This window comes from Aeromonas sp. Y318-1 (assembly GCF_027706125.1).
GTDB lineage: Bacteria > Pseudomonadota > Gammaproteobacteria > Enterobacterales > Aeromonadaceae > Aeromonas > Aeromonas hydrophila.
On record NZ_JAPDCM010000004.1, the window covers coordinates 293740 to 306422 of the forward strand.

General features: G+C 61.4%; 15 protein-coding genes and 1 riboswitch. Of the genes, 3 read left to right on the plus strand and 12 right to left on the minus strand.

The features are described from left to right. Positions 1–24: 24 nt before the first annotated feature. The 12 genes from moaE to moaA all read right to left on the minus strand — a co-directional run bounded on the left by moaE (position 25) and on the right by moaA (position 9411). Positions 25–498, minus strand: coding sequence for a molybdopterin synthase catalytic subunit MoaE (gene moaE / locus OKB87_RS08335; RefSeq protein ID WP_011705489.1), 474 nt, complete (start codon positions 496–498; stop codon positions 25–27). A gap of 2 nt (positions 499–500) precedes the next feature. Then, positions 501–746, minus strand: coding sequence for a molybdopterin synthase sulfur carrier subunit (gene moaD, locus OKB87_RS08340; protein WP_016350256.1), 246 nt, complete (start codon positions 744–746; stop codon positions 501–503). Further along, complete coding sequence (gene moaC / locus OKB87_RS08345; protein ID WP_011705487.1) at positions 743–1267, minus strand: cyclic pyranopterin monophosphate synthase MoaC; 525 nt, start codon at positions 1265–1267, stop codon at positions 743–745. Before moaC ends, moaD begins: the two co-directional genes overlap by 4 nt. Before the next feature lie 9 nt (positions 1268–1276). Then, positions 1277–1783: a molybdenum cofactor biosynthesis protein B gene (gene moaB / locus OKB87_RS08350; protein WP_011705486.1), complete on the minus strand. Its 507-nt coding sequence runs from the start codon at positions 1781–1783 to the stop codon at positions 1277–1279. A 262-nt stretch (positions 1784–2045) separates the two neighbouring features. Next, entirely contained in the window at positions 2046–2636 is a 591-nt protein-coding gene (locus tag OKB87_RS08355; RefSeq protein ID WP_011705485.1) for a cytochrome c3 family protein, read from the minus strand. Positions 2637–2647: 11 nt separating this feature from the next. Continuing rightward, entirely contained in the window at positions 2648–3103 is a 456-nt protein-coding gene (locus tag OKB87_RS08360) for a nitrate reductase cytochrome c-type subunit (RefSeq protein ID WP_005299342.1), read from the minus strand. Beyond that, positions 3103–3978 (minus strand): quinol dehydrogenase ferredoxin subunit NapH, encoded by an 876-nt coding sequence (gene napH, locus OKB87_RS08365; protein WP_011705483.1) that lies wholly within the window; start codon positions 3976–3978, stop codon positions 3103–3105. The genes OKB87_RS08360 and napH overlap by 1 nt, the downstream gene beginning before the upstream one ends. After that, positions 3975–4709, minus strand: a complete 735-nt coding sequence (gene napG, locus OKB87_RS08370) for a ferredoxin-type protein NapG (protein ID WP_077095557.1) — start codon at positions 4707–4709, stop codon at positions 3975–3977. Before napG ends, napH begins: the two co-directional genes overlap by 4 nt. Positions 4710–4725: 16 nt before the next feature. After that, entirely contained in the window at positions 4726–7215 is a 2490-nt protein-coding gene (gene napA, locus OKB87_RS08375) for a nitrate reductase catalytic subunit NapA (RefSeq protein ID WP_077095558.1), read from the minus strand. Between the two features lie 148 nt (positions 7216–7363). After that, positions 7364–7627 (minus strand): chaperone NapD, encoded by a 264-nt coding sequence (locus tag OKB87_RS08380; protein WP_024943776.1) that lies wholly within the window; start codon positions 7625–7627, stop codon positions 7364–7366. Between the two features lie 29 nt (positions 7628–7656). After that, positions 7657–8166 carry a ferredoxin-type protein NapF gene (gene napF, locus OKB87_RS08385; protein ID WP_270827129.1) on the minus strand — a complete coding sequence of 170 codons (510 nt, stop codon included), beginning with the start codon at positions 8164–8166 and terminating at the stop codon, positions 7657–7659. A 249-nt stretch (positions 8167–8415) separates the two neighbouring features. Next, positions 8416–9411 (minus strand): GTP 3',8-cyclase MoaA, encoded by a 996-nt coding sequence (gene moaA / locus OKB87_RS08390; RefSeq protein WP_270827130.1) that lies wholly within the window; start codon positions 9409–9411, stop codon positions 8416–8418. After that, positions 9399–9538: riboswitch (molybdenum cofactor riboswitch) on the minus strand. (Overlaps the previous gene by 13 nt.) 79 nt (positions 9539–9617) lie before the next feature. Between moaA and narQ the strand changes: the two genes are divergently transcribed. The 3 genes from narQ to OKB87_RS08405 all read left to right on the plus strand — a co-directional run bounded on the left by narQ (position 9618) and on the right by OKB87_RS08405 (position 12647). After that, positions 9618–11330 (plus strand): nitrate/nitrite two-component system sensor histidine kinase NarQ, encoded by a 1713-nt coding sequence (gene narQ, locus OKB87_RS08395; protein WP_102989072.1) that lies wholly within the window; start codon positions 9618–9620, stop codon positions 11328–11330. Beyond that, positions 11330–11968 carry a two-component system response regulator NarL gene (gene narL, locus OKB87_RS08400; RefSeq protein ID WP_011705476.1) on the plus strand — a complete coding sequence of 213 codons (639 nt, stop codon included), beginning with the start codon at positions 11330–11332 and terminating at the stop codon, positions 11966–11968. Before narQ ends, narL begins: the two co-directional genes overlap by 1 nt. Before the next feature lie 103 nt (positions 11969–12071). Further along, entirely contained in the window at positions 12072–12647 is a 576-nt protein-coding gene (locus OKB87_RS08405) for an LON peptidase substrate-binding domain-containing protein (RefSeq protein ID WP_011705475.1), read from the plus strand. Positions 12648–12683: the final 36 nt, after the last annotated feature.

Here is a 12683-nt window from a genome sequence, read left to right on the forward strand (position 1 = left end):
GATGAGCCAGCCCCCTTGAACAGGTCAAGCTTGCCAGCGGGCAGCGGCAGTATTGTCGCTCTCCTTGGCCTCGACCCAGCGTTGTACCCCTTCGGCGGTCAGCTCTTTTTTCCAGAACGGCGCCCGGGTTTTCAAGAAATCCATGATGAAGTGGCAGGCCTCGAAGGCCGCCTCACGGTGAGCACTGCTCACCACCACCAGCACGATCTGATCGCCGAGCAGCAGCTCGCCGATGCGGTGGATCAGGGTGCACTCCTGCAGCGGCCAGCGGCTGCGAGCCTCGGCCACTATGTCCGTCAGCGCCTTCTCGGTCATGCCGGGGTAGTGCTCGAGGGCCAGCCCCTTCACCTGCTCCCCCTGATTGAAGTCGCGTACCTTGCCGACAAAGCTGACCACGGCGCCGGTATCCTGCCGGGCGGCGAGGCGGGCATATTCGTCGGCCAGCGAGAAGTCATCCCGCTGCACCAGAATGCGATCGGTCATGGTTGCCTCGCTCATCCTTAACCTCCGGTCACCGGCGGGAAGAAGGCGACCTCATCGCCATCATGAAGGGGCGTATCCAGCGGCACCAGGGTCTGATTGACCGCCACCAGCAGCTTGCCCGCTTCCAACGCCAACGCCCACTTGTCGCCGCGCTCGCTCAAGGCGCTGCGCAGCTGCTCGGCAGTCGCGTAGTCGCACGGCAGGCTCAGCTCGTCGCAGGCCACCAGCTCTCTCACCTGGGCAAAAAAGAGTACCTTGATCATGCTTGCTCTCCGTCAGTCACACCCAGCTGAAAATGGCCGGACTTGCCGCCCTTTTTCTCCACCAGCCGCACCTGTTCGATCACCATGTCCTTTTGCACCGCCTTGCACATGTCGTAGATGGTCAGCGCCGCTACCGAGGCGGCGGTCAGCGCCTCCATCTCGACCCCGGTCTTGCCGGCCAGCTTGCAGAGGGTGCGAATGTGGACCCTATTTTGCTCCGCCTGAGGTTCTATCTCTACCTCCACCCGGGTAAGGGCCAGTGGATGGCAGAGGGGAATGAGATCCGAGGTCTTCTTGGCCGCCATGATGCCGGCGATGCGGGCGGTGGCGAACACGTCCCCCTTGTGGTGCTGACCGCTCAGGATCAGGGCCAGGGTCGCAGGAGCCATGGTGACAAACGCCTCGGCGCGAGCCTCACGCTCGGTCACCTGCTTGTCGGTCACATCCACCATGTGGGCTTCGCCGCTCTGGTTGAGATGGGTCAGGTTGGGCTGAGTCTGCTTGGGTTCGGTCGGGTTCATCACAGGCCCTCAAAGATGGGAGACAAAGTTGCACGGCTTGGTGCGGGCATCGAGCTGATCCTGGACAAGCTTCTCCCATCCCAGCTGGCAGGCGCCGGGGGAGCCTGGCAGACAGCAGATCAGGGTGCGATTGGCCAACCCGGCCAGTGCGCGGCTCTGCATGGCGGAGCCCTTGATTTCGGCAAAGGAGAGCTGGCGGAACAGTTCGCCAAAGCCCTGCACGGTGCGCTCGAACAGCACGCCGACCGCCTCGGGCACCCGGTTTTGTTCGTTGAAGCCGGTGCCGCCGTTGATGAGCACCACCTGCACCCCCTCATCGGCGATCCAGTCGCTCACCTGAGCGCGGATACGGAACAGATTGTCGGGGCAGAGCGCCCGGTCGGCCAGCACGTGGCCGGCATCGGTCAGGGCAGAAACCAGATAGTCGCCCGCACTGTCATCGGCGGCGGTACGGCTGTCGGAGACCGTCAGCACGGCGATCTTGAGGGGAATGAATGCGTTGTTTTTCTGTCCCATGGGCAGCTCCTGATGGCAAAGGACCGTGAGCAAAGAGAAGAAAAGTGGCCAGGATCCCGGCTGGCAGCGCTCGATTGCGAGGAGAGGCTCGTGTCCGTCAGGACCAAACCTTGACCAGTCGGTCACGCGCTGCGACTCACGGCGGGCCGATTCTACCAAAACTCGCGCCAGAGGGGGGATTAAAAGGGCGCACGGTGGCGCTTTTGCCCTGACCGGGCGGAATATGAACAGGCCGGGCGAACCCGGCCTGCATCAGGTGGGCTTAGAAGCCCTTCACGCCCGTCATGTCGGGCAGCTGGTGAGCGATACCCTTGTGACAGTCGATACAGGTGCTCTCGCCGCTGGCCAGACTGGTGGAGTGCATCTGGGCACCCCGCTTGCCTTGCAGGGAGAAGTCCATGTATTCGAAGTTATGGCAGTTGCGGCACTCCCTCGAATCCGTGTCCTTCATCCGCTTCCACTCCCGCTCGGCCATCTCGCGCCGGTGCGACTCGAACTTCTCGCGGGTATCCACCTTGCCGGTCAGCATGCCCCACAGCTCCTTGGACGCCTGCACCTTGCGAATGATCTTGTAGGTCCATTCATGCGGCACGTGGCAATCCGGGCAGCTGGCGCGCACGCCGGAACGGTTGGCGTAGTGGATGGTGTCGCGGTACTCCACGAACACGTTGTCCTTCATCTCGTGGCAACCGGTACAGAACTTCTCGGTATTGGAGGCTTCCATGGCGGTGTTGAAACCGCCCCAGAAGATGACCCCGCCGAAGAATCCCATCAACAGCAGCACCCAGAGGGCGGCCTTCGAGGGAGACTTGAAGGTGGTCCACAGACGCTGCACAAAACCGGGTAATTTCATCTATGGGCTCCTCAGTTCAGCGCTTCAACTGGTTTAAACGTATTTTCCACCAGCGGCTTGGCATCCGCTTGCGGCACGTGGCACTGCAGGCAGAAGTAGCGACGCGGCGAGACCTCGCCCAGGGTCATGCCGTCACGGGTCTCGAAGTGAGTCGGGCTGATCTTGGGTGCCTTCATGGCGCTGGCGTTCTTGAAGCTGTGACAGGCCAGACACTTGTTGACCTTGTTGTCCACTTCATAGTTGCGGGTGTCGTGGGGGATCAGCGGGGGCTGATGCATGTACTGGCGATCGTAGAGGTCACCATCCTTGCGAAAGTTCTTCATGGGAGCCGCATCGGCATCCGTCACCAGATCCGTGCTCCCCCGCTCCGATTTGATGCCCCCCGTGCTGTTGGTGATCTCGGGGACTGCCGCCATCAAGGAACCTGCCATCAGACAGGCCAGCATTGCTCCAATCAGCTTCTTCATTATGTGTTCTCCGACGTTTTCTCTGCCTTGACGGCAAAACCTACAGTGATTTCAAAAACTTGCTCCGCGCAGACATCGATGCAACGGCCGCAGTTGGTACACTCCTGAGCCACAATCAAGGGCCCGTGACCACGCTTGGCACCGTGAACGGGGCCGCGCAGGATAGGACGTTCCGGGCAGACCGCATAACAATCCATGCAGTTGCTGCACCGCTCGCGCCCCTTGGCAGAAATCTTGATGAACCCGACCCGGTTGACCAGGGCATAGAAAGCCCCCACCGGACAGAGGTGACCGCACCAGCCCCGCTCCACCACAAAGAGGTCGAACAGGAACAACACCGCCAGCAAGGCCCAGCCCGCCCCCATGCCAAACAACAGGCCGCGCAGGGTGAGCGACACCGGATTGACCAGCTCCCACACCAGCACCCCAGCGATGGCCGGTGCCACCAGCACCATGGCCAGCAGCCAGTAGCGGGTAGTGCGGCTGAACTGACCGTTGCCCTTGAGGCCAAGACGACCCCGCAACCAAGCGGCGGCATCGGTGACCAGGTTGACCGGACAGACCCAGGAGCAGAACACCCGTCCCCCGACCAGCCAGTAACCCAGCAGCACGATGACGGCCCCCAGCCAGAGGGTGGGGATGGGCCAATGGCCCGCCGCCAACGACTGCAGCAGGGTCAGCGGATCCGTGAGTGGCACCGTCTCCAGCAACAGCGAGCTGGAGAGATTGCCCTTGAGGATCCAGATGCCCGCCAGCGGCCCCAGCAGGAACAGCGTCAGCACACCAAACTGGCAGAGCCGGCGCAGCAGCAGGAAGCGGTGTGACCGCCACCAGCCCAGCCTAGCGGTGGCCTCGGCTCCCGGATAACGACTCATAGCCCCTCCGGTTTGCGGGTCGGCAGGGTGAGCCTGTCGCCGATGAGCGATTTGCCCGCCTTCGCCTTCTCTTCCCAGCCGAGCCGGTAGTGGTGGCCGATCTCCCCCTTGGCGAGCTGCCGAGGCACCACCTTGATGGCCGCCTCCTCCAGCACGCAGGCATGCTCGCACTTGCCACAACCGGTGCAGACATCGCTGTGCACCGTGGGCAGGAACATGGCGTGCTTGCCGGTGCGCTGGTTGTGCTGCAGCTCCAGGGTGATCGCCTTGTCGATCAGTGGACAGACCCGGTAGCAGACGTCGCAGCGCAGCCCCAGGTAGTTGAGGCAGGTCTCGTGATCGATGAGCACTGCCACTCCCATCCGCACCTGATCGATGTCGGTCATGGTCTGATCCAGCGCCCCGCTCGGGCAGGCCACCACGCAGGGGATGTCTTCACACATCTCGCACGGGACGGCGCGCGCCTTGAAGTAGGGGGTGCCGGTGGTCACGGGTTCAAACAGCCGGGCGAGCTTGAGAGTGTCGTAGGGGCAGGCCTCGACGCAGAGCCCGCAGCGCACGCAGGCGCTGAGGAACTGCGCCTCGTCGAGGGCGGCCGGCGGGCGCAGCGCCTGGGCAGGTACGGCCTGCACCTGCTGGCGCGCCATGCCGCCGAGCCCCACGCCAAGCAGGCCCACACCGCAGGCCCCCTTGGCCATGTCGGCCAGAAACTGGCGCCGACTACGACTCATCTCGCGCTCCCCCGCCTTATGCCTTGACGACCTTGACGGCGCACTTCTTGTAATCCGTCTCTTTGGAGAGCGGATCGGTGGCGTCCAGGGTCAGCTTGTTGACCAGCTGGCTCGCGTCGAAGAAGGGCATGAACACCAGTCCCTTGGGCGGACGGTTGCGGCCACGAGTCTCGACCCGGGTCTTCACCTCGCCCCGGCGGGAGGAGACGATCACCTCTTCACCACGGCGCACGCCACGAGCCTTGGCATCTTCCGGGTGCATGAACAGCACCGCATCCGGGAAGGCGCGATAGAGCTCGGGGACCCGACGGGTCATGGTGCCGGTGTGCCAGTGCTCCAGCACGCGACCGGTCGAGAGCCACATGTCGTACTCTTTGTCCGGAGCTTCGGCAGCCGGCTCATAGGGCAGCGCGAAGATCACCGCCTTGCCATCGGGCTTGCCGTAGAAGCGCACCCCTTCGCCCGCTTTCACATAAGGGTCGAACCCTTCGCGATAGCGCCACAGGGTCTCCTTGCCGTCCACCACCGGCCAGCGCAGGCCGCGGGCTTCGTGATACTGATCGAACGGCGCCAGATCGTGGCCATGGCCGCGACCGAAGGTGGCGTACTCTTCGAACAGCCCCTTCTGGACGTAGAAACCAAAGTGCTCGGCCTCGTCGTTCAGGACCCCCTTGCTCTGCTCTTTCGGGAACTGGTTGACCTGGCCGTTGGCATAGAGCACGTCGAACAGGGTCTTGCCTTTCACTTCCGGCATCTTGGCGATGAGTTCGGCTGGCCACACCTCTTCCACCTTGAAGCGCTTGGAGAACTCCATCAGCTGCCACAGGTCGGACTTGGCCCCTTCCGGCGGCTTGACCTGCTGGTGCCAGAACTGGGTACGGCGCTCGGCGTTGCCGTAGGCCCCCTCTTTCTCCACCCACATGGCGGTCGGTAGGATGAGGTCGGCCGCCTGGGCGGTCACGGTCGGATAAGGGTCGGACACCACGATGAAGTTGGCCGGGTTGCGATAACCGGGCAGCCCCTCTTCGTTCATGTTCGGACCGGCTTGCATGTTGTTGTTGCACATCACCCAGTAGGCGTTGAGCTTGCCGTCCTTGAGCATGCGGTTTTGCAGCACGGCGTGGTAGCCCACCTGCTCCGGGATGGTACCTTCCGGCAGCTTCCAGATCTTCTCGGCGATGGCGCGGTGCTTGGGTTCGGTCACCACCATGTCGGCCGGCAGACGGTGGGCGAAGGTACCCACTTCACGGGCGGTACCGCAGGCGGAGGGCTGACCGGTCAGGGAGAACGGACCCGAGCCCGGGGTAGAGATCTTGCCGGTCAGCAGGTGGATGTTGTAGCAGAGGTTGTTGGCCCAGACACCGCGGGTATGCTGGTTGAAGCCCATGGTCCAGTAGGAGACCACCTTCTTGCTCGGATCGGCATAGAGCTGGGCCAGCTTCTCGAGCTTGTCCTTCGGCACGCCGGAGAGCTTGGAAACGGACTCCAGATCGTAATCCGCCACGAACTTGGCGAAGTCGTCGAAGCTCATCGGAGTGGAGTCACCGCTGTCCGGGTTCTTGGCCTTCTGCTGCAGCGGGTTGGTAGGACGCAGGCCGTAGCCGATGTCGGTCACCCCTTTGCGGAACTGGGTGTGCTTGTTGACGAACTCCCAGTTCACCTTGTCGTTCTGGATGATGTAGTTGGCGATGTAGTTGAGGATCGCCAAATCGGTCTGCGGGGTGAACACCATGCCGTTGTCCGCCAGCTCGAAGCTGCGGTGCTCGAAGGTGGAGAGCACGTGCACCTGCACATCCTGGTGGGACAGACGGCGATCGGAGATGCGCGACCAGAGGATGGGGTGCATCTCAGCCATGTTGGAGCCCCACAGCACGAAGGCGTCGGCCTGCTCGATGTCGTCGTAGCAGCCCATGGGTTCATCCATGCCGAAGGTACGCATGAAGCCCACTACCGCGGAAGCCATGCAGTGACGGGCATTGGGATCCAGGTTGTTGGTACGCAGACCTGCCTTCATCAGCTTGGCGGCGGCATAGCCTTCCCACACGGTCCACTGGCCGGAGCCGAACATGCCGACGGCGGTCGGGCCCTTCTCTTTGAGGGTGGCCTTGAACTTCTCGGCCATGATGTCGAAGGCCTGATCCCAGCTGATGGGAGCGAAGTTGCCGTTCTTGTCGAACTTGCCGTCCGTCATGCGCAGCATGGGCTGGGTCAGCCTGTCCTGGCCATACATGATCTTGGACAGGAAGTAACCCTTGATGCAGTTAAGACCGCGGTTGACCGGTGCATCGGGATCGCCCTGGGTCGCCACGACGCGCCCATCCTGGGAACCCACCAGCACGGAACAGCCGGTACCGCAGAAACGGCACGGTGCCTTGTCCCAGGTGATGGCGGTCTTGTCGGTACTGGTGATCAGATTGGCCGCCAGCGTAGGGGCACTGACACCAGCAACGGCAGCGGCTGCCGCCACCGCGTTGGCCTTCATAAAGTCGCGTCGACTCAGCTTCATGGCATATCCTCACATTGCTTATCGCGTAAGTTGTCGAGTGTATCGAACTGGTTTTGGCTCAGGGCGGCGAACTCGTACCCCGGCATCGCTTTATCTTTGCATCCATGGCGGCCATTACGATGAGTCACGCAGGCTCGGCCTCATGGCGCTACTCCTTGCACTGGGCCTCGAGCTCATCAAACTGGTGGTAAATCAGGGCGGCGGACAATACGCCCGGCATCGCATTGATGGCGTCGATGGCCGCCATGATGGGACGCTGGCTCGGACCTTCCAGGGTCACCACCAGCTTGCCCTCATCACTGACGGCATGGATCTCGGCCCCCTCGAGGGTCGCGATCTCGTCTGCGAGCTGGTGACGCAAGGAGGGCTGGGTCAGCACCACCAGGCTCGATACATGGAACTCTTGTTTCATTGTGACTCCTGCTTCACACAGATCCTGCTTCATCTGGACTCCTCGCCAGCGGGGGCCCCCACCCGGATGCTGCCCACCGGACAATCCATCACGCAGGCACCGCAACCGGTGCAGGCTGCCGCCTCGATGCTGGGGGTCGGCACCCGGCCCAGCACGGGGGAGAACCGGATCGCCCGGGGTTCACAGCTGTCCTGGCAGCGCTGGCAGAATACCTGGCCATGGGCCAGACAGTTGGCTTCAATATGGGCGATGTATTGCCAGGGTGCCTCCGTGGTCGGGCGAAATATCGGCACTTTGCAAGCGGCGACACATTCCCCGCAAAAAGTGCACTCGCCGCGCAGAAAATCCACGCTAGGAAAACCACCATCGCCCTTGACCAGGATCTGCTCCGGGCAAGCCGTGAGGCAGTCACCGCAGCGAGTGCAGTCGGCGGCAAAATCAGACCAGGTGACGGACCATGGCAGTTGCACCCGAGGCTCATTCGATGTCAGACGACCCCGAAACAGACTGCGACGCGACAGGTTGACCCCATCCGGCATAACGGCTCCTTGCTGCTGGTAATGGCGCACGAGTGAGTCCCATGACAGGTATTTTCAATACCTATTATAAGAGTGGGTGTATATTGCGGCCCTGACAAGTTCAGGGATATACCACCAGGGAGATAATCAGGGGGGATTCTTGCGCTGGATCAAACCCTTGGCGCAATAAAGAACAACGGGGGCAAGGCAAAATACCCCCATTTGAGGATTGCTTATTAATCGATGGCTATTTTTGTCGGCTACCGTGGATCAGCCGCCGATGGAGGCCAGATGCGGGGTCATGCCGGCATTGCCTTCGTGCAGTCGATGGGTCGCCGCCTTGCCGGCAAGGGCGCTGCGGATCCGCTGCTGCAATTCATCCTGCTGGCCGTCGGCCGTCAACAGATCCCGCAGCTCCACCCCGTGGTCGCCGAACAAACAGAGGTGCAGCTTGCCGAGGGAAGAGACCCGCAGCCGGTTGCAACCGGCACAGAAATCCTTGCTGTAGGGCATGATGAGCCCTACCCCGCCCATCGACTCCGGGTGCATGAATACCTGGGCGGGGCCATCATCGGCACCGCGCAGCTGCTGCAGCCAACCGGCATCGAGCAGGCGCTGCTTGATGAGCGCCCCGCTGGCGTGATGATCGCGAAACAGGGTATCCATCTCGCCGGTCTGCATCAGCTCGATGAAACGCAGCTCGATGGGCTTGTGCCGGATCCAGGCCAGAAACGCATCCAGCTGATGATCGTTGAGCCCCTTGAGCAGCACGGCATTGATCTTGACCGACTTGAAGCCGGCGACCAGCGCCGCTTCGATGCCATCCATCACCTCCGCCAGCTTGTTCTCACCAGTGATCTGGTGAAACTGGCGTGGATCCAGGCTGTCGACACTGACGTTGAGGGCGGTCAGGCCCGCATCGAACCACTCCTGGGCTCGCTCTTTCAAACGATAACCATTGGTGGTCATGGCCACCTTCTCGATGCCGGGGGTATTGGCCACCGTCTCTATGATGGCAGTGAAGTCCCGGCGCAGGGAGGGCTCCCCACCGGTCAGGCGTACCTTGCGGGTGCCCATGGCGGCAAATCCGGACACGACGCGGCGGATCTCTTCCAGAGAGAGGAAGGGCTGGCGCCCCGCCTTGTCACCGGCCGGTGGGCGGTAACCATCGGGCAGGCAATAGGTACAGCGAAAATTGCACACATCGGTGATCGACAGGCGCAAATAGTAGAAACGACGGGAAAAACCATCTTGCAGTGGCGACATAAACACCTTTCCAAATACGGGAGGCCAGGGCATTTCTTTCCTGACCCTTACAGCTCGAACATCGGCTGACGGCGGTTTCCCCCTATCATGAGGACTTAGGCAAAACCGCTCGGAGTTCATCTAGTTTTTCGATGCTAGCACAAGTTGGAGTACACTCCCATGCTACTTTGTGGGGTTATTGTCTGAAGTGAGGGAAGAGAGCCGGCATGGGAAAGTGGTTCAAGGTACATTCGGTCAGCAGCGCCATCGGGCGCTCCATGGTGCTCATCCTGTTCATGGCAAGCCTGATCGCCGTGGTGGCCATGGTGACCCTGTTCTATTCGGTGCCTGACGCCAAGGCGATCAACCTCTCCGGCTCCCTGCGGATGCAGGCCTACCGGATGGCCTACGAGATTGAACAGGGCCAGCAGGTGCTGAGCCGGCTCGATCAGTTCGAGCAGACCCTGCACGCCGCCGAGCTGCAGGAGACCCAGCGCTGGATCACCCCCGCCTCCCTGCGCCGCACCTATGGTGAGGTGCTGCAGCAGTGGCAGGTGATGCGCGAACACATCGAGAACGCCACCCCGCGGCGCTACACCGACAACACCGAGCAGTTCGTCGCGGCCATCGACGACTTCGTCAACCAGATGCAGTACCACGTGGAGTTCAAGGTGCGCATGCTGGCGCTGGCCGAAGGGCTGGGGCTGCTCTCCATCATCACCATCGCCTGGTTCACGGTGCGCTTTACCCGCCAGCAGGTGGTGGCTCCGCTCAACCAACTGGTCTATTGCGCCCGCCAGATCCAGCGCCAGGAGTTCGACCTGACCCTGCCCCCCCACTGCGAAAACGAACTGGGGGAGCTGTCGGGGGCTTTCGTCACCATGGCCGACGAGCTCGGCAAGCTCTACCGGGAGCTGGAGAGCAAGGTCGAAGAGAAGACCGCCAAGCTGCAACAGGCCAACGACACCCTCTCCTTCCTCTACAGCACCGCCCAGAAGCTGCACGCGGCGCCGCTGAGCCGGCGTACTCTGCTCAAGCTGCTGGAGCGGGCGGCGGCCCACCAGCACATCGACTACATCCGGCTGACCCGCTTCGAGCACAATGCCATGCCGGACTACATCACCGGCCGCAAGGGCTGGCCCGGCGATCTGGATGCCGTGGTCAGCTTCTATCTGCAGATGGACGAGCAGGAGTATGGCCGGCTCGACGTCATCAGCAGCCACCCCATCGACGAGCGGCTGATGAAGAACTTCTCCATGCTGCTGGCTCAGGTCCTACATAAGGATCAAACCCTGCTGCAACACCAGCGCCTGCTGCTGATGGAAGAGCGGGCCGTCATCGCCCGCGAGCTGCACGACTCGCTGGCCCAGGCCCTCTCCTATCTCAAAATCCAGTCAACCCTGCTCAAGCGCTCCTTCGCCAAGGGGGATACGGCCAAAGCCGAAGCCGCCATGCAGCAGATCGACGAGGGGCTTGGCAGCGCCTATACCCAGTTGCGCGAGCTGCTCGGTACCTTCCGCCTCAGCATTGGCGACGCCAATCTCGGTGAAGCCATCAAGGTGATGCTGGAGCAGCTCAAGCCGCAGACCCAGGCCGACATCAGGCTCCATTACGGTCTGGCCGATACCGATCTCGAAGCCGGTCAGCATATCCACATCTTGCAGCTGATCCGTGAGGCAGTGCTCAATGCCATCAAACATGCCAGTGCGCAAGTGATTGATGTTAGCTGTGAGACCCTCGCCGATGGTAACATCCAGGTTCAGATTTCAGATGATGGTGTCGGAATAGGGATCGCAAGCTCGGCGGTCAACCACTATGGCCTGAGCATCATGAACGAGCGTGCCAGCAAGCTGCATGGTCTGCTGACCATCAGCGAAAGGCCGCCCAGAGGCACCTGCGTACATCTGACCTTTCCCACCAGCCTAACAAGAGATGCCTGATGGACGAGATGAAATATAGTGTTCTGGTCGTGGATGACCATCCCCTCATGCGCAAAGGGATTGTGCAGCTGCTGGCTCTGGAGGAGAACATCGAAGTCGTCGGTGAAGCTTCCAACGGTACCGATGCCGTCGCCATGGCCAAGGAGTCCGAACCGGATCTGATCCTGCTCGACCTCAACATGAAAGGCCTCTCCGGTCTGGACACCCTCAAGGCGCTGCGCACCGAAGAAGTGACCTCCCGGGTGGTGATCCTGACCGTGTCCGACGCCCGTCAGGACGTAGTGGCGCTGCTCAAGGCCGGCGCCGATGGCTACCTGCTCAAGGATACCGAGCCAGAGATGCTGCTGGCCCAACTGGCGGACGTGATGACCGGCAAGCAGATCCTGAGCGAGCCGCTGCGTCCCTACCTCGAGAACATCTACGAGCTGGATCACCTGCAGCAGAAGCTGGAGAGCTTAACGCGTCGCGAAATGCAAATCCTGCGCGAAATTGCAAAGGGCCTCTCCAACAAACAGGTCGCCTCCGTGCTCCATATTTCCGAAGGCACGGTCAAGGTACACGTCAAGAGTCTGCTCAAGAAGCTCGAGGCGCAAAGCCGCGTGGAAGCTGCTGTCATGTACCTGGAGCAGCGCAACTAAACGCCCCCCAGCCAGCAAAAAGCCACCTTCCGGTGGCTTTTTTCATTCTCTGGCACAGTCGCTGCATTGTCCTATTCAGCAACTACTCAATGGAGGATGGAACATGAAACTTCAACCCTTGGCACTGTTCCCCTTGCCTTCCCACATACTGCCTGGTGGCAAGCTTCCTCTGCGTTTGTTTGAACCGCGCCACCTGCAGATGCTCAAAGAGTCATTCATCGATGACCAGGGCTTCGGCATCGTGATGGAAGAGGCGACAACGACTGGCAAGTCCGGGCGGATCCTGCCAGTCGGCACCCGGGTCAAAGTCACCGACTTTTACACTCTGAATGACGGCCTGCTCGGCGTTACCGTACTCGGCATGGAACGTTTCTGCATCCACGAGATGGAAACGGACGAGCTCGGTCTGCGCCGGGCCAGAGTCGAAGCGCTGCCCAACTGGCCGAGCACCCATTCAGACTTCAGTGACAAACCGCTGGTGACCCGGCTGCGGGAAGTATTTGAACAGTATCCGGAACTGGATGAACTTTATCCGGACAAGCAGTTTGACGATGCGGCCTGGCTCTGCCAACGCTGGCTCGAAATCCTGCCGATGCCGATCTATGAAAAGCAGATGTTGATTGCGAAACAAAATAGCGAAGCGGCCCGTCAATTCTTGCGCCGACTGATCGCACAGTGAGTCAGAAGTGTATTGCAAAATGCGAATATTCCGATA